This is a genomic window from Variovorax sp. Varisp53 (assembly GCF_059491555.1).
Genome location: NZ_CP168512.1, coordinates 548,546 through 569,054 on the forward strand (window position 1 = coordinate 548,546; position 20,509 = coordinate 569,054).

17 protein-coding genes and 1 pseudogene are annotated in these 20,509 nt (G+C 62.8%); 8 read left to right on the forward strand and 10 right to left on the reverse strand.

Features of this window, described 5'->3' with window-relative positions:
- The first annotated feature begins 3 nt into the window (after window positions 1-3).
- Window positions 4-4,311 (forward strand): NACHT domain-containing antiphage protein HyoA, encoded by a 4,308-nt coding sequence (gene hyoA / locus ACEOAB_RS02415; RefSeq protein ID WP_049809676.1) that lies wholly within the window; start codon window positions 4-6, stop codon window positions 4,309-4,311.
- 599 nt (window positions 4,312-4,910) lie between these two features.
- On the opposite strand, the gene ACEOAB_RS02420 is transcribed toward hyoA, so the two are convergent.
- The 9 genes from ACEOAB_RS02420 to gcvA all read right to left on the reverse strand — a co-directional run bounded on the left by ACEOAB_RS02420 (window position 4,911) and on the right by gcvA (window position 13,690).
- Complete coding sequence (locus ACEOAB_RS02420; protein WP_028253980.1) at window positions 4,911-5,786, reverse strand: toll/interleukin-1 receptor domain-containing protein; 876 nt, start codon at window positions 5,784-5,786, stop codon at window positions 4,911-4,913.
- Window positions 5,787-5,845: 59 nt separating this feature from the next.
- Window positions 5,846-6,325 (reverse strand): DUF6650 family protein, encoded by a 480-nt coding sequence (locus ACEOAB_RS02425; RefSeq protein WP_413747850.1) that lies wholly within the window; start codon window positions 6,323-6,325, stop codon window positions 5,846-5,848.
- A 94-nt stretch (window positions 6,326-6,419) separates the two neighbouring features.
- On the reverse strand, window positions 6,420-8,093 hold the full coding sequence (locus ACEOAB_RS02430) for an ApeA N-terminal domain 1-containing protein (RefSeq protein ID WP_028253979.1): 1,674 nt from the start codon (window positions 8,091-8,093) through the stop codon (window positions 6,420-6,422).
- A 239-nt stretch (window positions 8,094-8,332) separates the two neighbouring features.
- Window positions 8,333-9,211, reverse strand: coding sequence for a hypothetical protein (locus tag ACEOAB_RS02435; protein ID WP_413747849.1), 879 nt, complete (start codon window positions 9,209-9,211; stop codon window positions 8,333-8,335).
- Window positions 9,212-9,256: 45 nt separating this feature from the next.
- Complete coding sequence (locus ACEOAB_RS02440) at window positions 9,257-9,547, reverse strand: helix-turn-helix transcriptional regulator (RefSeq protein WP_028253977.1); 291 nt, start codon at window positions 9,545-9,547, stop codon at window positions 9,257-9,259.
- Window positions 9,548-9,594: 47 nt separating this feature from the next.
- The gene (locus ACEOAB_RS02445; protein WP_028253976.1) at window positions 9,595-10,566 is read right to left on the reverse strand and encodes a hypothetical protein; all 972 of its coding nucleotides are present in this window, start codon (window positions 10,564-10,566) and stop codon (window positions 9,595-9,597) included.
- Window positions 10,567-10,571: 5 nt separating this feature from the next.
- On the reverse strand, window positions 10,572-10,961 hold the full coding sequence (locus ACEOAB_RS02450) for a hypothetical protein (protein ID WP_028253975.1): 390 nt from the start codon (window positions 10,959-10,961) through the stop codon (window positions 10,572-10,574).
- Window positions 10,962-11,228: 267 nt separating this feature from the next.
- Window positions 11,229-12,515, reverse strand: coding sequence for a tyrosine-type recombinase/integrase (locus ACEOAB_RS02455; protein ID WP_495653435.1), 1,287 nt, complete (start codon window positions 12,513-12,515; stop codon window positions 11,229-11,231).
- A 254-nt stretch (window positions 12,516-12,769) separates the two neighbouring features.
- Window positions 12,770-13,690, reverse strand: coding sequence for a transcriptional regulator GcvA (gene gcvA / locus ACEOAB_RS02460; RefSeq protein WP_413747858.1), 921 nt, complete (start codon window positions 13,688-13,690; stop codon window positions 12,770-12,772).
- 307 nt (window positions 13,691-13,997) lie between these two features.
- Between gcvA and ACEOAB_RS02465 the strand changes: the two genes are divergently transcribed.
- The 7 genes and pseudogenes from ACEOAB_RS02465 (at window position 13,998) to ACEOAB_RS02495 (ending at window position 19,449) form a co-directional block, all read left to right on the forward strand.
- Window positions 13,998-14,771 (forward strand): SDR family NAD(P)-dependent oxidoreductase, encoded by a 774-nt coding sequence (locus ACEOAB_RS02465; RefSeq protein ID WP_413747847.1) that lies wholly within the window; start codon window positions 13,998-14,000, stop codon window positions 14,769-14,771.
- A gap of 72 nt (window positions 14,772-14,843) precedes the next feature.
- Window positions 14,844-15,125 (forward strand): hypothetical protein, encoded by a 282-nt coding sequence (locus ACEOAB_RS02470; RefSeq protein ID WP_056597980.1) that lies wholly within the window; start codon window positions 14,844-14,846, stop codon window positions 15,123-15,125.
- 27 nt (window positions 15,126-15,152) lie between these two features.
- Entirely contained in the window at window positions 15,153-15,497 is a 345-nt protein-coding gene (locus tag ACEOAB_RS02475; RefSeq protein WP_413747846.1) for a carboxymuconolactone decarboxylase family protein, read from the forward strand.
- Between the two features lie 78 nt (window positions 15,498-15,575).
- Entirely contained in the window at window positions 15,576-16,256 is a 681-nt protein-coding gene (locus ACEOAB_RS02480) for a cupin domain-containing protein (RefSeq protein WP_413747845.1), read from the forward strand.
- Window positions 16,250-17,372: pseudogene (locus ACEOAB_RS02485) on the forward strand (flavin monoamine oxidase family protein). The gene ACEOAB_RS02480 and the pseudogene ACEOAB_RS02485 overlap by 7 nt, the downstream one beginning before the upstream one ends.
- 53 nt (window positions 17,373-17,425) lie before the next feature.
- Window positions 17,426-18,454, forward strand: a complete 1,029-nt coding sequence (locus tag ACEOAB_RS02490; RefSeq protein WP_413747844.1) for an alcohol dehydrogenase — start codon at window positions 17,426-17,428, stop codon at window positions 18,452-18,454.
- Between the two features lie 77 nt (window positions 18,455-18,531).
- A complete protein-coding gene (locus tag ACEOAB_RS02495; RefSeq protein WP_413747843.1) occupies window positions 18,532-19,449 on the forward strand; it encodes an AraC family transcriptional regulator in 918 nt (305 codons plus the stop codon).
- Between the two features lie 33 nt (window positions 19,450-19,482).
- Here ACEOAB_RS02495 and ACEOAB_RS02500 read toward each other — a convergent pair whose 3' ends face one another.
- The gene (locus tag ACEOAB_RS02500; RefSeq protein WP_413747842.1) at window positions 19,483-20,391 is read right to left on the reverse strand and encodes a LysR family transcriptional regulator; all 909 of its coding nucleotides are present in this window, start codon (window positions 20,389-20,391) and stop codon (window positions 19,483-19,485) included.
- Between the last annotated feature and the right edge of the window lie 118 nt (window positions 20,392-20,509).

Sequence of the window (20,509 nt, forward strand, 5' to 3'; positions counted from 1 at the left end):
AAGATGAATCGCACGTTCAAAGACTTGAGAACGCCCTCCGACAAAGACGATGCGTTCGAGCTTTCCTGGGGTGAGCGCTTCGACGAATCCGGCGTCAGCTGGGACGATCTGCTGAAGTCTCAACGCATTCTCATGGTGTCAGAGGCCGGTGCCGGCAAGACCTATGAGTGCGAGTCAAAGGCGAGAGAACTCTTCGCTCACGGCGAGCCTGCGTTCTTCCTGTCGCTCGAGAGCGTTGCATCGACAGGCGTTGTCGCTACCCTCTTCGGCGACGACCTGACGCGATTTACCGACTGGTTGGCATCCTCGTCACAGGTTGCCTACTTCTTCCTCGACTCGATCGATGAGCTCCAACTCGTTCATCGGTCGTTCAAGGATGCTCTACGCCGATTTGCGTACGACATCCGTGGGGCGTTGGGACGGGCGACCGTGGTGGTCACCGCTCGACCAGTACCCATTGATCGCCGAGCGTTCAAGGAGATCTTGCCTGTACAGGCCGCAGTAGGGGTAGTCGACTCAGAAGATGAGTTCATCCGCATTGCGATGGATGGACCTAGCAAGAGCAAAGACGACGCGCCGCCTTCTCACCGCGAGGTTGAGCTGCTGCCGCTCACGGGGCCACAAATCATCGAGTTCGCTCGTGCTCGTGGCGTCGCGAACCCTGATGTCCTGCTTCAGGCAATTGACGCCAAGCATGCTCGAGAGTTTGCGTGCAAGCCGCAAGACATGATCGAGCTGTGCGATGACTGGCGCGAACACGGGCGAATCCGCGCGCACCTCGATCAGATTCAGACCCATGTGCGTGCCAGGCTCACCGCGCGCCCGGATCGGCGCGAGAGGGCAGACCTCTCGCCTGAAATGGCACGAACGGGCGCGCAGCGGCTCGCGCTCGCGGTGATTCTGAGCCGGCGTCTGACTGTGCGTTACAGCGCGGGGTCGGATGGTGACGCGACGGGTGGCGCGCCGATTGACCCGCGTTCGCTGCTTCCTGATTGGAGCGCCAACGAAGTGACTGCTCTCCTGGAGCGCCCCATCTTTGTGGAGGGCGGATACGGTCGCGTCCGCTTCCACCATCGGTCGGTTATGGAGTTCTTGGCCGCATGCCAGATCCATGACTTGATTCAGGCCGGGCTCCTCGCCCAGTCAGCGGCCGCTCGTCTCTTGTTCGGGCTTACGCCGACGAACCAGACAATTCTCAAGCCCTCGATGAGACCCATCGCCGGCTGGCTCGCATTGCTTCGATCGGACATGTTCGAGAGGATCGTCAAGCTTGAGCCTGATGCGCTGTTGACTCAGGCCGACCCTGAATCGCTGACGGATCTCCAGCGCGAGCGTGCGTTGCTTGGGTTTGTCGAACGATACGGCCGGGGCCAGTGGCGTGGCCTCGAAGTGCCGAATCTGCAGGTTGCACGACTTGCGCAGCTGGGGTTGACCAGCACTGTGCTCGCCGCATGGGGCAAGGGCGTCGAGTCTCCCGAAGTCCGAGAGCTGCTTCTCAGGCTGGTGAGCGCCGGTCGGATGCTGGGATGTGCTGACTTTGTCGCAGGCGTAGCGGCCGACCTAACCTGCAGCGATCGCGAGAGATTCGAAGCGCTCATGGCCCTCGCGGCATTGGGCGATGCGCGCCTCGGACCGATGATTGATGGCATCGTGACTCTTTCTTCGGGCTGGACGGAGCGCCTTGCCCGCTGGGTCGGGACCATGCTGTACCCGGAGCACGTCACTGAAGCGCAGTTGGTTCAACTCCTCGCCAGGGTTCGTAGTGATTCCAAGCGAAGCGGCGAATACGCAGACAGCGTCGCCCGGGTGATTCAGAAGGCCGACATAAGCCGAAGCCGCCTTGAGGCCCTTCTGCCCGATGTACTGGCAATAGCGCGTGGCGGTCTGGCCGTTGTGGACGAGGAGTTACGCGACGCCGACGGGCGACTGGAGATGACGAGCATCTTGCGCGCGCTGTGTCTCCGGTTGCTTGAAATCGGCAGTGTGAGCGAGACCCTGATCGGGGCGTCGGTGCTGGCCTTGAGGTCTACTGACGCTGCATATGGCCTCAGGAAAGGCAAAACGGAGCTGCGAGCGCTTCTTGACGGGCTGCCTGTCGAGTGGCGACCGCGTGTCCTCTTGGCTGATCTGGCTTGCGTCGAAGCCCTTGGTAGCGACCGCAGTGCCAGATACCGATTGGGTCGGATCGTGTACGAGGGAGCACTGAATTACGCATTGGATCGCGACGGCCATTGGGTACAGGCGGCGCTGGCTGACAAAAAGACTCCTGCCGATCGTCGGTCGGTGCTGCTTCACTTGGCCGTGCACCTCAATGCGAACGAACGGGGTTTCGAAGACCGCGCGGAGGCCCTTCGTCAGGCGGTGGGTGACTCAGCCTCGCTGGTGGACGAGCTCGGTTCGAGCATCGAAGCGAGCAAGCCCAACGCCGAGTTCCTGAAGATGCAGGAGGAGCAGCGCAAGCGCCAGGAGCGGCAGGCCAGGAAACGTGCTGACGAAAGGGAGGCTTGGATTCAGATCCGGGGCGAACTTGCTGACCAGCCGGCGTTGGCGCTGGGACCCGGTCGAATGAACACCACGATCTGGAATCTGTGGCTGGTCTTGCGCAAGTTGGACCGCAACGGAAACGAGGGTAGATGGGATCGCGCCTTCCTGGTCTCCCACTTCGGCCGCGACGTAACGGACAGACTGAGGCTTGCCTTGATGGCCTATTGGCGCAGCATGCGCCCGACGGTTCGATGTGAGCGTCGACTCGGAGAGGAGAACACCTATCTCGTGGTGTGGTCGATCGGCCTCATGGGTATCTACGCAGAAGCGGAGGATCCTATCTGGGCGACAAAGCTGAGTTGTGGAGAAGCTGAACTCGCAACTCGTTATGCCTTGCTGGAGCCGAACGGCCTGCCGAGTTGGATTGGCAGCCTTGCGGGGGCGCACCCCGCGGAGGTAGAGACAGTCATCGGCACCGAGTTCCTCGATGAATTGCTCGACCCGGGTGGCGAGACGGTTTGGCACTCAACGGTGCTGCAGTCCTTGGGGACCGGCACGCGGGACGAAGCCCAGGTACTTCTGCCTCGTCTCGTTGGCTGGCTCGCATGCTCGGGCTCGGCCCTCATGCAGTTTCCGCATTCGCCGTCGAATGAACAGAAGCTGTCCCAGGTTGTACGCGTGCTGTTGGCGCACGCCGGCCCCGAAATCAAAGGGCCCATGGAGGAACTGGCCGCCGAACAGGTGCAGGCCGCCGGAACCGGCCTGTACTTGCTGTTTTGGCTGCCTGTCCTTTTCTCGCTCGCGCCGATGCGCGGTGCGGAGAGCATGCTTGCGGTCTTGGCGACACTCCCCGTAGAGCCGAAGGGGGAAGCCGTTCGCATCATCGGTTCACTATTCAATGACCGGACTGGCTTTGGCACAACTGATTGGGCCACCAAGCTGGCGCCTGCCGCCTTGCTTCGTCTGACGATTGAGTTTCATCGGCACGTGAGATCGGAAGACGATCTCGTTCACGACTCCGTCTATTCGCCCGGGGCGCGCGACTTTGCCGAGGACGGGCGTCGGTTCATCTTCGAGGCATTGATAAAGGCGAGCGGACCCGAGGCTTTCAGCGCAAAGGTGGCTCTGGCTGCCGACCCGCTCTTCGCGCGCTTGCGAGATCGCATTGCAGCATTGGCTCATGAGCGCCTTGCTGCTGAGATCGACTCCAGCGCTTGGACACCAACGGAGGTGGCCACTCTCCTGTCCCGCAAGGAGCTTTCGCCCAAGACTGCGACGGACATGGCCCAGTTGTTGGTCGATCGGCTGGACGACCTTCAAGAACTGTTGCTCAAAGACACAGGACCACGTGCCGGCTGGGCGTCGATCGACGACGAGAACACGCTGCGGCCCTTGATTGCACGCGAATTGGAAGTTGCATCGCGGGAAGCCTACACCGTTGATCAGGAGGCTGTGACCGCTGATGGCAAGGAGACCGACATCCGCCTGCGGGCGGTATCAGGCTACCAGGCCACCATCGAATTGAAGGTTGGGGAGAAGGGTCGTTCCGCCAGAGAGCTGTGTGAAACGATCCCGGAGCAGTTAGTAAAGAAGTACATGGCCCACCGCGAGGCACGCACGGGTTGCTTGATCGTCACGGTGGCAGATCCGGCGAGGCGCTGGCAGCACCCGGAAACGGGAGCTCGCATCGACCGAGTGGAACTGCAGGCTTTGCTTCAGGCGTGTGCGGATGCCGAGCAGCGACGACTTGGCGGGGAGGCGAGGGTGCTCGCTCGAGTTCTTGACCTAGTCCCGCGTTTGTCTACGGAGCAAAAGCGTAAGGCGTGATTCTTCGGGAGGCCTTCGTGGAGCACCGACAGACAAGGGCAGTGGACCGGTCGTTCGGATCAGCTGGTGAGAACGACCGCATCCGCTGCAAAGCCGCCGTGCTTTCTAAATGCCCCAGAAGAAGCAATGAAGTCCTAAGGCGACGCTCACCGAACTCTGAAGCAGCCATTTGGCCGGATCTCTTCAGAAGCGCGAGCGTGTCAGTCATGTGACGAAGGACGTGGTGTCCTCCAACACGTACCTTCATCAAGGTTACCCATCGTCACGTAGTGCTCATTCACACTTTGGATGCCGACCTTCACTTAACCCCCTTAGGAGGACCAGTGAACAGTCTGAGGTCGCGGTTCGAATTACCCGTAGTGCAATCCTCTGCGGAAGGACCCCTGACCTCACGCGCGCAGTGCCCGAAGGGGAGGCCGTCTACTCCGTAGAAATTGCGGGCTGTCGCTGGCGGCCCCTCAGAGTTTGAGGTCCTGACAGGAGCGGCTACAACTCACTTTCAAGACCTAGCGTTCGACAACTGAATTTGGCGAATGCCAGAAGCTGCCCGGTGCTAGGAGGGCTAGCCCACGCGCCTGGCGGGGCGAGCGTGCATTGGCCTACATTCCGTAGTACTTGCTGCTGAAGCTGACCGAAAGCGGCGCCCCGTCATAAAGGCACGAGACGCTGACCTTCAATCGCTTCTTATGATCGTAGTAAGTATGGAAGTGAGTCTTCTTGCGAACCAATTCCAGCTCTGAAGGATTGATGCTCAAGGCTCCCAGAACCCTCTCGGAATCGAACTCCTGATCTTGCCGATGGGGTGCGGTTCTCTTGAGTTCTACGTCAACGTAGCTGATGAAGTTTCCTTCGGCTTCAAGGCACATATGACATTCATCTGTATCAATGATGATGTTCCCTACATCGTTTGGAGTGCCACCTGTGGCATGCGCTGCATCTTGAATAGTCATGCCCATGTACTGGAACGGGCGATGAAAAGGCCGTGAGAGCATCGGCAGCGCCGTACTCCACGCCTTGTCTAGTGCTTGACCAAGAGTTGTGACACCGGTCGACGGAGTAAATGCGTTTCTATTGAAAACTACACCAAGGCTCCGAACAAGGTCCTCGAAGGCAACTGGATAGCGATCTTCCCCGGTGAAGTCTGCGTAGCGCTTACCCAGTAAGAATCCTGGCAGATCGCACTCTCGGTACATCAATGGCAGGACCTTTACCTGACGCCCCATGATTTCCTGATTCATGGCGACGTCGACTTCTCGTTGAACCCAAGGAGACGCCACAGAGTTGGGCGAAAGCACGACAGCGACAAAGTGAACTTTGTCGATCCCGGCACGAATCTTTTCGATCAGCGACTCACCGACTTTGATTTCAGCTTCGTCGAGCCAGTAAGGAATTCCTTGATTGTCCAAGTCAGTGGCGAGGCGTCGGACAAAGGGCTTGTCAGCATGGTTATGGCTTAAAAAAACGCTGGGAATCATGGTGTTGATGAATGGTCTTAACAAAATGAGCCAGCGAACGCTGAAAGCGATCCGCCGAATCAGCCTGTCTGGGGCAAGTTGTTGAAGGGCATGATGGATGCGAGGTCGTCTTCAACATCGAGGCCGTACGCTATAGCGATAGCCGCCACAGCACCTCCAACAGTCTTCCGAAGCTTGACAAGTTCGCGAGAAAGCAGCGACCTTTGGATAGGAAGCACGGACTGAATAAATGCAGGCGAACCGACTATGTCGCAGAATTCGCGGCAGGCTCTACGAATCTTCGCGAACTGTTTTCCAAGAGGATTTTTAGGATTGACTTGCTGAAGAGCGCCCGTGAGGGCGTGACGCATATCTTCAACGGAGCGAAGGCAGTATTCAGCGCCCTCCATTTCTTGAGGCCGGTAGAGCACACGCTTGTCCTCCAACGTTCTGAGAACACTGCGAGCAACGGTTACCTCTGCCATCACTGGCTTCCATTGGATGCCAAAAATTGGGATGCTGACGCCAGTCACACTTGCGAGAATTTCTTTGAAATGCAATGACGTCTCCCTGTTTTCCGCACGCAGTTCAGATCATGTCAATTTGCCAGAACTATCTGGCGCGGCCAAGTCCATCTTAGTATTTGCATCCAGCTTAATCCGGAAGGCGAGAAAGGTCGATGAGCACCGTGGAATGAAGAGCCTCTATCTGCTTGCCGTCCTCGAAGTATGCGTCACCAATGTAAGTCACTGCCTCCTCGGGCAGGCGAAGGAGTTCGTGGTGACGCACTCCAAGGCGCGCACTCAGTGCGTTTTCAATCTCCTCCGAATGGCTCGCCGAGTATGAAATGACGCCACTCCGGTCTCGAACAAAGCAGTTGCAGAGCAGCCTCCGCGAACGCTGTTGAATCACTTGCAGCGCCTGCGGAGATACTCGGAAGAACGACGTTGGCTTGAGCGTTCGATCAAGATGCACTTGGTCCACGTCGGAGTCCATGCGCAATCTGTTGAGCGGCCTCGCGAGGCACTGAAGGAACACGTCGCGCCCCAAGCCGACGTCAATGAAGAAAAGGTGCGTCAGTAGCAGGATGATCCGGTTCGTTATCACGAAGATGGGCGTTATGTCTGGCCCGGCGAACGAGGGCTGCTGGCCATGCGCAACCTCGTCCCGCAGATCCTTGATAGTCTCGAAGTCGGCATGTGACAGGTTGATAACCTTGAGGACGTCCGCGTCGAGGGTGTTCAGTAACTGCTGGAACTTGCTCGCGAAGGTGTCGTTCGCTGAGAAGATTTGCGTTGCAGCTTTCATCACATCGCCCTGCTGTGCTTGGTCGAGTGGCGGCTTGATGGCACCGAGGGCCGCTTGCAAGCGCAGGAGCTTCTTCGTCGGCGGCGCGGAAGGTCCCTTCTTTGGGATTTGTGAGACATAACTGTCCAGGAGGGTCACGTAGCCAAGGACGCGATGCTCCCAGAAGCCCTCATAGCTCTGCATCCCCGCAACACGGCTCCAAATGACCTCCCGATAGTTCGAGCGGAAGAATCTGTTGACGATGTCATCCCAGTAGGCGTCGACATCACTCTTCGCTGTGAGGAATGTTCGCCACGAGACTCGGTCTTGGTCGTTCTGGAGCGGTTCCCGCTTCGGCGGTGACTTGAAGAGTCCATAGAACAACCGCCAGCCGTGCTTGCCATCCGCGGACACGTCGACAGAGACGATCGAGCACGGATGCCCCAACAGGAGGGAAAAGAGATTCGAGAACCGTTGCGCGCGTTGCTTGACCTCGGCGAGTGAGAAGCGGTCTTGGGTAGCCGTAAAGCAGAACTCGAAATGCTGGTGGAGGTTTCGATCCTCTCCTTGACGCTCGAGGGAGCCGACGTAGAAGCTCGACGATTTGAAGTGGTGGCCTGGCAGGGAGACTTCCGCAACGAGTGGCACAGGCGCACCGCCCCATTCAAGCCTTTCGCCGGGATCGCCGTCGATGGACATCTGCTGGAAGAACCATTCCGATACGTTCGAATACCGGACTTCGAAGCTTAGGAACTGCGAAGCCTTGACCTCGCCGCCGATGACGAATTCTGGAAAGAGCGTGCGATCTCTGCACTCGCAATTGAACAGGCTCAATCGCGTACCATCGTCCGCATGCGCCAGCAGCCCCTCGGCCAACTGGGCATCGCTCAACGAAATTTCGCGGCCCAGACCGTCGAGGACGAACCGCGCTAAGCAGCTGTATCCGAAGGTGATTGAGCCCTCGCCAATGTCTCCCACGTCGGGATGCGACAGCCTGACGCGTAGCGTCCGCTGGTGGTTGGAATCGTTCGATAGCCCCATCTAGTATTCCAGCGACTTCATGTCCTATGAACCCGGCACGATTGTGGACCGACTCGGCAATCCGCACCGGGTTCGCATCCCCATCCCCTCCAGGATGGTCCAGCGTGTATCGACCGGCTCTGCCGGAACTCGTGCGTTCTGGCACGGCTGCAACCATTCAGAGGTTGCGTCCTCGTGCTGGAGCGCGCGCAGTTGAGGGACAAATGGCCACTTGGACGTGAAATCCGATGGGGCGATGCTCAAGCGCACACGTCCGCCCCTGATTTCTCCGCGGCACGCTTGACCCGTGCGGTGAACGCGACATAGTTCTCGCCTTGCCCCACCGAGAACGCCGCTTCGTCCCATGCATCGAGGCCGAGGGCGCTCGCCTTCGCATCGATCCCGCTGCGCGTCTGGTCCCATGCGACAGCAGGCAGATCCGGACTCTCGCCGATCTCTTCCGCCTCCTGCACCTGGCGCTTCACGATGCTGAGCAGGTATGCCATCCCCTTCGACGGGTTCGCCTTGACGCACACCTCCGCAGCCCGCTTGAAGACCTCCACGTCGACACCTTTTTCGACGAGGGCGCGTAGCGTCGGGTGCGAGGGGTTCACGTCAGTCACACCGATGGCATGGATGGCCTTGCAAATCGCGGCTGCTTTCGTTGAGATCCGGGCTTCGTCAGCCGAGCTATCTGCCGATTGCCGAGCGTCCGGCGTCATCTTCTCCGCTCCGTTTTCACCGTCTGCTGAAGGTGCAGCGATATGCAGATCCCGAAGATGGGAAGAGACAGCGCCACCAGCTGCCGCATTCCCCGTCTCGCGCTCCCGCTGCCGACGCTTTCTTTCGGCGCCCCCATCGTCCTCACGCTCCCTCTTGGGCTGGCGCCGCTCCCAGGCCACCAGACGGCCGGTGTCTTTGGCGATCAGCGCCTTGTCCCGCATCAGTCCGTAGACCCGCTGCGTGATGCCTTCCTCCACCCCAAGGGCAAAGTCCATCGATTCAAAATCCGGTACCCCGGGATTGCCCCGGTCCTCGGACTCGCTCGCCGCCTCCAGCAGATGGGCCCAGATGGCGATCACCTCCGCCATGGACACGCCGGCCTTCTTGGCGATCAACCCGAGCTTCGGATCGGTCACGGTTCCGTGATGCCATCTGAACCAATGCATATCCGCCATGACGCGTCAGACCTCCGATGCTTGCGTCTCGCGGAGCCTGGGGGACCGCACATTCGCGCCGTTCGCCGAGTCGACCTGCTCGACGATCCAGGCATCGATGGACGACTTCAGCCAGACGGTGCAGCGCCGGCCCAGGGAGATGCTGCGGGGAAAGGCCCCAGCGGACATGCGCGCATAGATCGCGCTCTTCTTCAGACACACGCGGCGCTCGACCTCCTGGATGCGGAGGAAGCGATCTCCTGGCGCTGCTTTGAGGACGGGTGGGGCTTCCATACGGACAGATTCGGAATTGAACATGGAGCGAGGATCGCGCGACAAAGCTGACATCCGTAAGGCACGCGATGTCACGTGGAAACCATTTCCAGATCGGCTGCGCGGTGGTTTTCGTGCCCCCTCGCTTCGCGTTCGACCGCCTCCTTGACGCGACGGAAGTACGCCGGCCAGTGCTCGCGATCGGCGCCGAGGTCGAACTCCCGCCATCGCCCGATGCCAAGCTCCTCGGCTTTCGCCTCGATGCTGGCCCGGCTTTCGTCCCATGCAGCCTGCGGCATCCCCGGTCGCTCGCCGATGTCCACCGCCTCCCGCAACTGGCGCTCCACAATGCCAAGCAGGTATCCCATGCCCTTGGCGGGGTGCGCTCTGGTGCAGATCTCGGCGGCCTGCTCGAAGGTCTCCACGCCGATGCCTTTGTCGATCAACGCGCGCAGCTTCGGATGCGACGGGCTCACATCGGTCACCCCCTTGGCCCTGATCGCCTTGCAGACGGTTCCCGCTTTCGTGGAGGTTTGAGATTCGTCGCCCCCCACTTCCCCCGCTTGCGGGGGGTAGGGGGGTGTTCTCTTATCTCTTCTCCTCTCCTCTCCTCTGGGTGTGACTTGGCGGGACATGGCGTGACATGGCGTGACACTGATGGATTCGGTGTGACCTGGCGGGACAGCCGCCGTCACGCCTGCCGCTTCGCGTTCCCGCTGGCGGCGCTTTCTGTCCGCGCTGGTCTCGTCGTCGCGTTCACGTCTGGGCTGCCGCTTCTCCCATGCGGCAAGGCGTCCGGTGTCGCTGTCGATCAGGGCCCGGTCCTGCATGAGCCCGTAAACCCGCGCGGTGGTGCCCTCATCAACGCCGAGGGCGAAGTCGAGGGCCTCGAAGTCAAGCGCCCCCGGATGGCCGCGATCCTCGGAAGCGCTGGCCGCTTCGAGCAGGCAGGCCCATACCGCGATGACCTCGGCCATCGAGGTGCCCGCCTTCTTTGCAATCAAACCCAGCTTCGGATCAGTGACCGTTCCGTGGTGCCATCGGAACCAATGCATGTCGGCCATGGTGGCTAGGCTCCCTGTTCTTCGGGTCTCGGGCATCCCTGGCGGCGGGCCCCGTCCAGCGCATCGCATTGGCGCTCGATCTGGGCGCTGAGCAGTCCCAGCGACACCGACATGAGCCGTTCCAGCGCGCCGCGGTGGCATGCGTTGAAGAAGGGCGCAGGGCTTGCGTCGGAGCAAGCCGCCTCGCGCCGGTCTTCGTCCCAGGAAAGCAATTGGGCGAGCATGTGCGTGCCTTGCACCACGTCGCGCGCGTCGTTCAGGAATTCGGCGAGCCGCTGCTGCGGAGGGCTCAACCCTTCCCCTCGAACCCATTCGAAGGGCTTGAATTGAGCGGTGGGGCGATAGCTCGCGAAGGAGCTGCCGGCGTCGGCGCCAGCGTCAGAAGAATCGGCCATGGGCCTCCAAGGACTTCGGTTTGCAAAAACCGCCGTCCCTGAGACCAATCAAAGGCGGCAGCTCGACGGGTTGGTCTACCGGGAAGTCCTTGCGGAAACCGGCCGGGCTTGCGCCCGCCCATCGAGCCGCCAAAAAAGGGGCACGAACGACAAAGCCGCAGACCAAGGCGGTAACTGCGGCTTTCGTCGCAGGACTTCTTCGGGAGACCAATCCCGACCTCGCTCATCGCGAGGCGACATAACTGTAAGCGGTGTCCGCCGCCCTCGTCAAGCTGCGCGCAGCTTCACCACGTCGGCGCCATGGCGCAATTCGTCAAGGTAGTCGGCCCACTTTTGCATCATCGAGAAACGTTCCACGCGAAACTCCGTGCGGTTGTAGGCGCGGCCGAGGCTGTCTTTGACGGCATGTGCGAGCTGCGCCTCGATCACCGACTCGTCGACGCCCAGGCGCTCCGCGAGGATGGTGCGCGCGGTCGCTCGGAAGCCATGGGCGGTCACTTCGTCTTTGCCGAAGCCCATCGCGCGCAGCGCGGCGTTGATGGCGGCATCGCTCATGGGGCGTTCGTGGCTGCGCTCGCCGGTGAAGACATAAGCGCTTCGCCCCGTGAGCGGGTGCAGGTCGCGCAAGGCTTCGACCGCCTGCCTCGCCAGGGGCACCAGGTGCGGTGCGCCGTGCAGCTTGCCAACCTTCTTGCGCTTCATGCGTGCAGCGGGCACGGTCCACAACGCAGCATCAAGGTCGATCTCTTCCCACTTCGCATGCCGCAGCTCGCCCGGACGCAGCAGGACCATGGGGGCCAGCTTCAGCGCGGTGCGGACCACGTGTGTGCCCTTGTAGCCGTCGCAGGCGCGCAGCAGCTCGCCCAGGCGCTTGGGGTCGGTGATGGCCGGGAAGTGCTGCACGAGCGGTTTGCGCAAGGCGTCCTTCAGGTCGCGGGCCGGATTGCTCGTCGCGCGGCCGGTGGCGACGGCAAAGCGGAAGACCTGGCCGCAGTTCTCCAGCGCGCGGTGGGCGGTCTCGACCACGCCGCGCGACTCGATGCGGCGGATGACCGTCAGCAGCTCGGGCGGGTCGATCTGCGCGATGGGGCGCGTGCCGATGTAGGGGAACACATCGTTCTCCAGCCGGCCGATGATCTTGACGCCGTAGCTCTCGGCCCAGTCGGCGCGGCGCACGTCGTACCACTCGCGTGCGACGTGCTCAAAGCTGTCGAGGACAGGCAGGCCGGCGTCGGCGCGCGCCGACGCTTCACGGGCGTGGACATGCGCCGGACGGACGGCCTTCCTGGCCTCGCTGGGGTCGATGCCCTGGGCCACCTTCCTGCGGGCGTCCTCGGCGCGCTCGCGGGCCAGGGCGATGCCGATGGTGGGGTAGGTGCCGAGCGAGAGCGTCTTGCGCTTGCCGGCGAAGCTGTAGTCAAAGCGCCAGCCGTGGGCGCCGCTGTTCACGAAGAGCAGGATGTAGAGGCCGTCACCGTCGGAAATGCGCCGGCGCGGATCGCCGGGTTTGATGGAGCGGAGGGCGGTGTCGGAACCGATTAGATTGCGTGGCATGTTGATTTTGGGGTGCAGTAACTGATGCAGGAACTCAGGTTCACACCCGAACCAAATTCTAGAGCTGGCGCGGCTTTCAAGGCATCTTGCGGTAGAGCCCCAGGCCACCAAATTACTGCGTCTCTCAAAGGCGCAACCCAAAAAGCCTCAAGCACATCAACAGCTTGGGGCTTTTTGCATTGCGCTTGCTTCCGCATCGGTCCAAAGGCTTCCGGGGCATTTGCGCAGTAACCGCTTCGGCAACCGCGCCCCCTTCATTCTTGTTGCTCCGTCGCCTCCTCGAGCAACCAGTCCCGAAAGGCTGCCAGCCTCGGCAGGCTGGCGCATTCGGGCCGATAGACGATGTAGTAGGCCAGCGCCGAAGGGACGGTGATCTCCGGGAACAGCCGCACCAGGCGGCCGGTCGCCAGATCGTCGCGTGCCATCACGCTGCGGGCGAGGGCAACGCCATGTCCTTCGACGGCTGCCTGAAGGACGGCCGCGGAATTGTTGATCTTCATGCCGCGCGCGGTATCGACATCTTTCACGCCTGCTTGCTGCAACCACGCATCCCAGGTGGGAAAGCTTGTGTGACTGTCCATCGACAAGTCGTGGATCAGGGTCTGCCGTGCCAGGTCATTCGGCTTTTTCAAGCGCCGATGCTCGCGCAGCAGTTGGGGTGAGCACACGGGGTAGACCTCCTCGTCCATCAGTTTTTCCGCCGTGAGCCCCGGCCATCTCCCCATGCCGTAGCGGACACCGATATCCACCCGTTGCGCAACGAAATCCACCGGCTTGAGATTGGTGTCCAGCCGCACGTCCGTGTCGGGCCAGGCGGTCTGGAAACGTTCGATGCGCGGCAACAACCACTTGGCGGCAAAGGCTGGGCTGACGGCCACGGTGAGCATTCCGCTGGTCGCCCCCTCCTTGAGGCGTTCCAGGCCGAGCGCGATCCTGTCGAAGCCCGCCCGGATGTCCGGCAGCGCACGTTCGGCCGTCTCCGTCGGGATCAACCGAGCCCGCCCGCTGCTGCCTCGCAGGAACAGGGGCGTGCCCAGCCAATCCTCCAGCGTGCGCACGAGTTGGCCGACAGCGGCGGGCGTGACGTTCAGCTCGGCTGCCGCTGCAGAAAAGCTCTGGTGGCGGGTGCTGGCCTCGAAGGCACGCAGCGCATTCAGATGAACGGGCGATTTCATATTCGATAAAGATTTTCTTTCAGTCAAGGAAACTTTATCTCGTTTGTCGGCGAGCTGGAATAAGCAAAAAATCCGGCCTGAGTCGAGATGAGGGATCCCCGATTCGCAGTGCATATGAAGTTCTGATGCGCGCAGGGAATCATGGCTTTCTCCCAATGAACGCAAGCGTCGATGGCGATCCGGGTCGAAGCCAGGAAGGTCGCAGGCTGCCTCACGAATGAAGCATCCACGGCGCTCGCCGGATGCCTGCTGCGGGCTTTTTTCAACCAAGTCCTGCCGCTCGGCAGGCAAACGAAAGGTTTTCAAGATGAGCAACCAATTCAAGGGCAAGAAGCTGCTGGTCGTCGGTGGCACGAGCGGGATGGGCATGCAATCGGCGCGCATGGTGCTGGCTGAAGGCGGCAGCGCGGTGATCGTCGGCAACCGCGCGGAGAAGACCGAGGAAGCGCGCAAGGAACTGGCCGCACTGGGCCAGGTGTGGGCGCTGACGGCGGACCTGTCGAGCGCCGAGGGTCTGGCCGCACTGCTCAAGACCATCGACGAGCAGCACTCGGACATCGACCTGCTGGTCAATGCGGCCGGCGTGTTCTTCCCCAAGCCCTTCCTGGAGCATCAGGACGCGGACTACGACCAGTACATGAAGCTGAACAAAGCGTTCTTCTTCATCACGCAGAAGGTCGCCGCCAACCTGGTCGCCAGGAACCGTCCGGGCGCCATCGTCAACATCGGCTCGATGTGGGCCAGGCAGGCCATTGCCGCCACGCCGTCGTCGGCCTACTCGATGGCCAAGGCGGGCCTGCACTCGCTGACCCAGCACCTGGCGATGGAGCTGGCCCCCAAGCACATCCGCGTCAATGCGGTGGCGCCGGCGGTGGTGCAGACGCCGATCTACGAGGGCTTCATCCCGAAGGCCGAAGTGCACAACGCACTGCAAGGCTTCAACAGCTTCCACCCCATCGGCCGGGTCGGCACCCCGCAGGACGTCGCTGAAGTCGTTGCCTTTCTGCTGTCGGACAAGGCGGGCTGGGTCACCGGCGCGATCTGGGACGTCGATGGCGGCGTGATGGCCGGCCGCAACTGATACCCGGCGGACAGGCGCTGCGCGCCTGCCCCCGTTGATTTCATCTCAACCAACTCGCAAGGAGAAATGCACATGGTCTATCTGCAGATCACCCTCAGGATCGCCGATGCCAACCGCGCGGCCGCCGCCGGCGTCTACCAGAAGTACAAGGCGCCGTTCCTCGACACCATCAAGGGTGCGAAGTCCAAGGAACTGCTCGTGCGCGACGAAGACGTGCAGGTGCTGCACGGCTTCGACAGCCAGGAGAACGCGACCGCTTATCTGCAAAGCGACCTCTTCACCGCCGACGTGGTCGCCGGCCTCAAGCCGCTGCTGGATGCCGCACCCGACGTGCGCGTCTACCAGGTCGCCTGAACCCCAACCCCGAACAGGAACAAAAACATGATGAACGACTGGAACGTCTACCGCGACTCCCTGCTGGAGCGCGTGGGCGACTATGCCAAGCAGAGCCCCGACGTGATGCGCGGCCTGGCGACGATCGACGGCGCCGCCGCCAAAACCGGCCACCTGGCGCCGAAGATGCACGAGCTGATCGCGCTGGCCGTGGCCGTGACCACACGCTGCGACGGCTGCATTTCCGTGCACACCAAGAAGGCCGTCGAGCATGGCGCCACGCTGGCGGAAATCTCCGAGGCGCTGGGTGTGGCCATCGCCCTGAATGCGGGCGCCGCATTGACCTACTCGGCACGCGTGCTCGAAGCCCACGCGCAACTGCCCAACAAATAAGCGCGCCGGAGCGTACCGGGCTCCGACAGCTCGGCACGCCTGCCGCTCTCTCTTCGTGAACTTCTTGAAAGAGCGATCATGCTCGTCAATGCAGATTTTTCGCGCCGTGCCATCGTCGCTCCCGCCGAGTACCAGTGGCTGGCCTCCCCTCTGAGCGGTGTCGAACGGGTGATGCTGGACCGGCTGGGCGATGAGAAGGCGCGCGCGACCAGCATCGTGCGCTACGCGCCCGGATCGGGCTATTCGCCCCATCTGCATCCGGGCGGCGAGGAGATCCTCGTCCTGTCCGGCACCTTCTCCGAAGGGGGCAGGCACTATCCCGCCGGTTGGTACCTGCGCAATCCGCCAGGCTCCAGCCACCAGCCTTTCAGCGACGAGGGCGCGCTCATCTTCGTCAAGCTCTGGCAGATGCGCGCGGATGAGAGCCGGCCCGTGCGCATCGACACCTGCGATGCCTCCCGGTGGGCCGTCAAGGACGGGCGCGAATCCTGTTTGCTGTTCGCGGACCGGACCGAACATGTCTCCATCGAGCGTCTGAGGGCAGGCGCTCGTGTATTCGCCGGCCCGGTCGAGGGTGCGGAAATACTGGTGCTGGAGGGCAGTCTGCTCGACAGCGCACAGCAGCATGGCCCAGGCAGCTGGATCCGGCTGCCTGCCGGCGAGTACCTCGCTTTCATCGCAGGCAGCGCCGGAGCGACCATGTATCTCAAGACCGGGCATCTCTCAAGCTATGCCAGGGAAGCAAGTGCACCATGCTGAGCGCGCGAATAGCCATCATCGGCGGTGGCCTGAGCGGCCTGTACGCAGGCAGCCGCACTTCTCGAAGCGCGTGGCATTCAGGACTATGTGCTGCTGGAAGCGCGCGATGCGTTCGGCGGGCGGATTGTCTCCGTGCCCGAGGCGGCATCGGCCGCCGGACGCTTCGACCTCGGCGCAACGTGGTTCTGGCCTGATATTCAGCCCAGCCTGCTGCGGGTGGTGGAAGAGTTCGGCCTCGCAACTTTCGCGCAGCACGAAACAGGAGACATGCTGATCGAACGCTCCAGGGCGCATTCGCCCAGCCGGGTCGATGGCTATGCGTCCACGTCGACGGCCCTGCGGATCGTGGGCGGCATGGGCGCGCTGACGGATGCCATTCGGCATCGCCTGAGTGCGCAGAAGCTCGTCTCCGGCTGCCAGGTGAAACGCGTGAGGGATCTGGGCGAGTGCATCGAAGTGGAAGCCGATGACAGGCGAGGGCGTGCGGTCACCTGTCGCGTGGCGCACGTCCTGCTTGCCGTGCCTCCTCGCCTTGCGGCCCACACGATCGACTTCACGCCGGCGCTTCCGGATGACCTGGCGATGCAATGGAAAGGCTGCGCAACCTGGATGGCGCCGCATGCCAAGTACGTGGCGGTTTTCGACGAGCCTTTCTGGCGCGAACAAGGGCTCTCCGGCGAGGCGAGAAGTTCCGTGGGGCCCATGGCCGAGATCCATGACGCCTCGGCGCCGGGCGGCCGCGCCGCGTTGTTCGGGTTCCTGGGTGTTCCCGCCGCCGTGCGCAGCCAGGTTCCCGAAGCCGTCCTGCTGGGCCACTGCCGTGCCCAGCTGGTGCGGCTGTTCGGCGATCGTGCGCAATCGCCCCTGGCGGAGTTCCTGAAGGACTGGGCCAGCGATCCCCATACGGCTGTCGCAGCCGACCAGACCCCCGACGTGCATCACGCTGCGAGCTTGTCTCGCACGGCACTTTCCGGGGTGTGGCGAGACCGATTGATTGGCATCGCGAGCGAATGGTCGCCGGAATTTTCCGGATATGTCGCAGGCGCGGTGGATGCCGCCCGGCGGGGCGTCGAGGAGTTGACGGCTCCCGACATGGCAGGTTCTTTTTTTCATTGAAACCCAGCCCCGTTCGCCGAGCGTGGATGGGACGAACCATTGGAGATATAGAGATGAAACAAACCTATCGGGCCATGCAGATCAGCAGCCCCGGCGTGCTGGAACTCGTGGAGCGGCAGACGCCGCAGCCGGGCATCGGCGAGGTGCTGATCCAGGTGGAGGCCTGCGGCGTCTGCGGTGCGGATGCCGCCGACATCGAAAGGGCCTATCCGGCGCTGCAACCACCGCGCGTGCCCGGGCATGAAGTTGTCGGACGCATCGTGGCGCTGGGCGCCCATACACCTTCCATCTGGAAATTGGGCCAGCGTGTGGGCGTGGGCCGCCTCGGCGGCCATTGCAACGAGTGTGTCCAATGCCGCCAGGGACATTTCCAGCTCTGCCAGAACCAGCCGGTGGTCGGCGCCACCTGCGACGGCGGTTATGCCGAGATGATGCTGGCGCGCGGCACGGGCCTGGTGTCGATCCCGGACGAACTGAACGCAGAGGAAGCCGCGCCGATCCTGTGCGCCGGCCTTGCCACCTTCAATGCGCTGAAGAAGTGCGGTGCCCAGGCTGGCGACACGGTGGTCATCCTGGGCATCGGCGGCCTGGGGCACATGGCGCTGCAGTACGCGCGGAACATGGGCTTCAAGGTCGTCGCCATCGGACGTGGCAGCGATGTTGCCGCGGACGCCCTGGCGCTGGGTGCGCATGTCTACATCGACAGTCGTGCGGAGGATGCCGTTGCCAGGCTCAAGGCCATGGGTGGCGCGCAAGCCATCGTGACCATGATCGATCACGCCGACACGGTGTCGGCGCTGCTCGGCGGTTTGGCGCCCGAAGGGCGTCTGGTCGTGCTCAGCTCCGGCAAGAACCCGCTGCAGATTCCCGCCGGCCTGCTGGTCGGAGGGCAGCGCAGCATCGTGGGGTCGCTGACCGGCACGCCCTACGACAACGAGAAGACGCTGAACTTCAGCGTGCTGGTGAACGTGCGGCCGCACATCGAGGTCATGTCGCTGGAGCAGGCGGGCGAGGCCTACCGGAAGCTGAAGTCCGGCGGGGTCAGGTTCCGAATGGTGCTGACGATGGGTGCTCGGCTCTGAATACGATTTGGCCCCAGGAGCGGGGTGTGCCTGCCGAACTAAGATGTGCCCGGATAGCGCCACAGCACTTCGCTTACATGCCGACCGCACACTGCCCCAACAACCGATTCGGCCAACACCTGGCGAAGCAGTACGGCGTCGATGCCGTCCCGTCGCTCGTCGCTACGTCGCGCTGGGGGTCGGAGCTCGGCATTGCGCGCCTTCACTACGATCTCCCGCATCTTTTCGTTCTGCCGCCCTTGCCGGCCGAAGACGCTTTCGTGCTCAGCGTGGAAATCTCGTCGGGCGGCTCCCGGCGGATCCGCAGCGGCGGCACCATGCTGCGGCTCGGCCCGCAGCGGGAAGGCGCCTTTCACATCACCGACCTGTCGGAATGCAACTCTGCCTATGTGTGCAGCCCGTTCCATTCGATGCTGTTCCACGTGCCGCGCGAAACCATCGACTCCTTCGCCGAGGAAATGGACGTGCCCCGCGTGCATGCACTGCGTTGCGACGCGGGCACGGTCGACACGGTGGTGGCGAGCCTCGGCCGCGCGATGCTGCCGGCATTGATGCAGCCAGGAGAGGCGAGCACCTTGTTTGTCGATCACCTCGCGCTGGCATTGAAGGCCCATGTGCTGCATGCCTACGGTGGCGCGGCGAGCGTGGCCAATGCAGCCTCACGAGGCCTGGCGCCCTGGCAGGAGCGCCGTGCCAAGGCCTTCCTGATGGCGCACCTGGCCAGTGACGTGTCGCTGGCCGAGGTGGCGCGCGAGTGCGGGCTGTCGCGCAGCCATTTCAGCAAGGCCTTCAAGCAGACCTTCGGCCAGGCCCCGCACGCGTGGCTGGTGACGCAGCGCGTCGATGCCGCACGCCGCCTGCTGCGCCAGCCCGATCTTCCAATCGCGGAGATCGCCGCGACCTGCGGCTTTGCCGATCAGAGCCATCTGACGCGTGTGTTCTCCGCGCACATCGGAACTCCGCCGGCGCGCTGGCGTCGCCTGAACGCCGGCTGATCCGCACGCCGCTTCCGGCGGCGGCTCACGGCATCACGCCGAGCGTGGCAACAGGGCCGGCACCAACGGCCGATTCAGCTGCTTCACCCACCACTGCAGCGCCTGCCCCGTGGCACCCGTCTTCCACCCCAGCCAGAACGCCTCCGGCGCGCGCGGCTCCTCGGTCTGCAATTCGATCAGCGTGCCGCGCGCCAGCTCGCCCTCGACGCAGGCGCGCGGCAGGAAGCCGTGGCCGAGCCCGGCCACCTGGCACGCGACCTTCGCGGCCATCGAAGGCACCGCGATGCGCGGCTGGCCCGCCAGCAGGCCCACGGTGCGGTCCGACAAGGTACGCGCGCTGTCGCTCACCACGATGGCGTTGTGCTCCAGCAGGTCGCCTCGCTGCACCGGGCGCATCACACGCGCCAGCGCATGCGTAGGGGCGACGCAGAAGGCGAAATCGAGACTGCCCACCATCACGGCCTGGTAGCCACCGCCCGCCGGACCTTCGCCTGCGGCAATGACCACGTCGGCGCGGCCCTCGCGCAGCGCCTCCCAGCTGCCGGTGAGCGCCTCGCAGCCGATGCGCAGCCGTGTGCCGCAGCGCAGCTCTTCGAAGGCGCGGACGTCGTCGATGAGCGACTGCGTGGGAATGAGCGAGTCGTGCACGAGCCGCAGCTCCGACTCGAAGCCGGTGGCGATCTGGCGCATGCGCGATTCGAGGTCGCTCGCCGCGCCGAGCAGCCAGCGCCCCTCCCTGAGCATCTCGCGGCCCGCGTCCGTGAGCGCGATGCGCGGCCCGTTGCGCTCGAACAGCTGCATGCCCAGTTGCTCCTCCAGCTTGCCCACGGCGTACGAGATGGTGGAAGGCACCTTGTTCAGGCGCGTGGCGGCGGCGGCGAAGGAGCCGTGGCGGTCGATCGCATCGACCACCTCGATGGCTTCCAGGCTGAGCTTGAGCATGCGGCGTTTCCTTCAAAAAATGGCGCCCGGATCAATGATCGAAAAATTCGATGATAGATGGCAAAAATGTTCGTCAACAAGACCTTCTTGAAGATCGATGATTCATCCCATGCCTCGG

Excerpts from the sequence above, each read along its gene's own strand:
- ACEOAB_RS02490 (WP_413747844.1), top strand. The coding sequence starts at position 17,426 with ATGAAACAAACCTATCGGGCCATGCAGATCAGCAGCCCCGGCGTGCTG.
- ACEOAB_RS02500 (WP_413747842.1), bottom strand. The coding sequence starts at position 20,391 with ATGCTCAAGCTCAGCCTGGAAGCCATCGAGGTGGTCGATGCGATCGAC.
- ACEOAB_RS02430 (WP_028253979.1), bottom strand. The coding sequence starts at position 8,093 with ATGGGGCTATCGAACGATTCCAACCACCAGCGGACGCTACGCGTCAGG.
- ACEOAB_RS02465 (WP_413747847.1), top strand. The coding sequence starts at position 13,998 with ATGAGCAACCAATTCAAGGGCAAGAAGCTGCTGGTCGTCGGTGGCACG.
- ACEOAB_RS02475 (WP_413747846.1), top strand. The coding sequence starts at position 15,153 with ATGATGAACGACTGGAACGTCTACCGCGACTCCCTGCTGGAGCGCGTG.
- ACEOAB_RS02495 (WP_413747843.1), top strand. The coding sequence starts at position 18,532 with ATGCCGACCGCACACTGCCCCAACAACCGATTCGGCCAACACCTGGCG.
- hyoA (WP_049809676.1), top strand. The coding sequence starts at position 4 with ATGAATCGCACGTTCAAAGACTTGAGAACGCCCTCCGACAAAGACGAT.
- ACEOAB_RS02480 (WP_413747845.1), top strand. The coding sequence starts at position 15,576 with ATGCTCGTCAATGCAGATTTTTCGCGCCGTGCCATCGTCGCTCCCGCC.
- ACEOAB_RS02440 (WP_028253977.1), bottom strand. The coding sequence starts at position 9,547 with ATGTTCAATTCCGAATCTGTCCGTATGGAAGCCCCACCCGTCCTCAAA.
- ACEOAB_RS02445 (WP_028253976.1), bottom strand. The coding sequence starts at position 10,566 with ATGGCCGACATGCATTGGTTCCGATGGCACCACGGAACGGTCACTGAT.
- ACEOAB_RS02470 (WP_056597980.1), top strand. The coding sequence starts at position 14,844 with ATGGTCTATCTGCAGATCACCCTCAGGATCGCCGATGCCAACCGCGCG.
- ACEOAB_RS02455 (WP_495653435.1), bottom strand. The coding sequence starts at position 12,515 with ATGCCACGCAATCTAATCGGTTCCGACACCGCCCTCCGCTCCATCAAA.
- ACEOAB_RS02420 (WP_028253980.1), bottom strand. The coding sequence starts at position 5,786 with ATGATTCCCAGCGTTTTTTTAAGCCATAACCATGCTGACAAGCCCTTT.
- gcvA (WP_413747858.1), bottom strand. The coding sequence starts at position 13,690 with ATGAAATCGCCCGTTCATCTGAATGCGCTGCGTGCCTTCGAGGCCAGC.
- ACEOAB_RS02450 (WP_028253975.1), bottom strand. The coding sequence starts at position 10,961 with ATGGCCGATTCTTCTGACGCTGGCGCCGACGCCGGCAGCTCCTTCGCG.